We start from the raw sequence: 2,179 nt of genomic DNA on the forward strand, positions 1-2,179 counted from the left end.
GTGCCTGGATGGCATTGATGTCGGAACGGCCGTTGCGGTCGAATTCGTCTTTGATCACATCAAGCAGGCGGCGGTGCAGCCGTTCAACAAGCTGCAGCGATTCCATGTACAGGGAACGGATAGCCTCACGGCGATCGTCGGATACGTTGGCGGTCTTCGCCGCCGGACGCGAATTGATCATTGTCTTTGCCTCTCGTTTGTCGCCCTGGTGATTTTTTGTTTTTCACCTTGATCGCGACACTATCGAATACTCATAAAATTCGACTTAAACGCTAGGGCTAACAAGAGCTTACCGGTAAGAGGTTTCGGAAGAGGCTTAACGAACGGTCACCCGAGCAAGGATAATTAACCTAAAGATTTCGGCAACGATTGCAGGGCTCATTCGAGGCGACAGCCGGGCCGCCAATGGGTTCAACGGCTTAGTGGCGGACCGGGCGCTTCTGCAGGTAGATGACGACGCGAAAGACGACGTAGAGCACCGCCACCGCCGCATGCGAGACGACAATCAGCAAGCGGTGGCCGAACAACTCGGGAAAGCCGGCGTACATGACCGTCTCGGTCACCGCGCAAATGAACCATATCACCGGGCCCCAGGACGCCAGCATCCACAGGCCGGCAGCGGCAAAGGGAAAGAACACGGCGAGCACCACCGCCGCGACCTGCCAGTGCACGGGCATCAGGTCGAAACGCCACAGTGTGCCCGGATAAAAGCCGATCAGCTTGATCCAGTAGAGAATGCCGAACAGCAGGCAGTAGCCCGATATGACGCGCTGGAACCAGGCGAAGATCACCTCCACCCCCGAGGGCTGCAGAACGATGCGCCTTGAGGTCACCTCGCTCATATCAGGAGTTCCCGTTCGCCGAGCGGAGCGAAATAGGCGTCGACATCCGCTTCGCTGACCGCTGCGAGGCTTGCCGGCCGCCATTGCGGCTTCGAGCCCTTGTCGATGATGGCAGCGCGGATGCCTTCGTAGAAATCATGGCCGGCGAGCATCCGGTTGAGGATGCGGAACTCCATCTTCATGCAGGCTTCCATGGACAGCGTCAGTCCGGCGCTGATCTGCCGCCAGGCGACGCGCAGGCTGGTCGGCGAGCGGGTGCGGATCGTCGCCAGCGTCTTTGCCGCGAACTCATCGGCGGCGGCCGCACGCTCGAGGCTGTCGATGACGCGGTTCAGGGACGGTTGCGAAAAATGACGGACAATCGCCTCCAGCGTCGGCCTGTCGGTTTCTCGCCTTGCCTGCACGAAGAAGCCGCGCAGCACCGATTCCGGATCGCCGGTCAACGCCAGCCGGTCGAGGAAGCCAGCCTGGTCCTCGGCCTTGATGGTATGGGTGGCCAGCCCAGACCACAGCGCATCGCCATATCGAATGCGATTGCCGGTCAGCGCCAGATACATGCCGAAGGAGCCGCCGAGATCGGGCAGCAGGTGGCTGGCGCCAACATCCGGAAAGAAGCCGATGCCGACTTCCGGCATGGCAAACTGGGCATTCTCGGTCATCACCCGGTGCGAGCCGTGGAAGGAGATGCCGACGCCGCCACCCATGACGATACCGTCGATCAGGGCGACATAGGGCTTCTTGTAGCTGTTGATGCGGGCGTTGAGCCGGTATTCGTCGGCGAAGAACTCGACCGGCGGTTTTCCCGCCCGACCTGTCTCATAGACATGCAGGATATCGCCGCCGGCCGAAAAGGCCCTGCCCTCTGCCTTGACGACGATGACGTCGATGCCCTGGTCGGCCTCCCAGGCGGAAAGAGCGGCGTCGAGCGCCCCGATCATGCGGTGCGTCAAGGCATTGAGCGCCTGCGGCCGCGTCAAGGTGACGACGCCGGCCCGGCCCAGATGTTCGAAGCGGATCTCGTCGCCTCCGCCAAAATCCATCGTGAAAGAATCCCTCTCCCGGCCGCCGGGACTGAAGTGCTAAAGCGTGGCGCATGGGTGCGTCAATGGCGAGGACACCGGTGCAAGCTCTGGCCCGGACCAGGAGCCAGTGCTAAAAATAGAGCTGCAATACGGAAAACTGGGTAGAGTTCATTGCAGCGTACCTGCTGGGTCTTCGAACGGGACGATTGTTTATGACTCGATTTTCGCACCTTGCGCCGGTGGCAATCGGGCTGAGCCTCTGCTTGGCTGTTCACCCGGTCATGGCGGGGGGGTTGGGAGACCTCTTCAGCGCTC

2 protein-coding genes and 1 pseudogene are annotated in these 2,179 nt (G+C 61.1%); all 3 read right to left on the reverse strand.

Translation table 11 applies throughout. From position 1 onward, the window contains the following. Positions 1 to 181, reverse strand: a pseudogene (locus EN969_RS27870) (MarR family transcriptional regulator); the annotation flags it as partial. 238 nt (positions 182 to 419) lie between these two features. Then, entirely contained in the window at positions 420 to 842 is a 423-nt protein-coding gene (locus tag EN969_RS27875; protein WP_024504684.1) for a DUF6163 family protein, read from the reverse strand. Next, positions 839 to 1,882, reverse strand: coding sequence for an enoyl-CoA hydratase/isomerase family protein (locus EN969_RS27880; RefSeq protein ID WP_013532256.1), 1,044 nt, complete (start codon positions 1,880 to 1,882; stop codon positions 839 to 841). The genes EN969_RS27875 and EN969_RS27880 overlap by 4 nt, the downstream gene beginning before the upstream one ends. Positions 1,883 to 2,179: the final 297 nt, after the last annotated feature.

The sequence above is a fragment of the Mesorhizobium sp. M7A.F.Ca.CA.003.01.2.1 genome (assembly GCF_003998945.1).
In the GTDB taxonomy this organism is placed as follows: Bacteria; Pseudomonadota; Alphaproteobacteria; order Rhizobiales; family Rhizobiaceae; genus Mesorhizobium; species Mesorhizobium ciceri.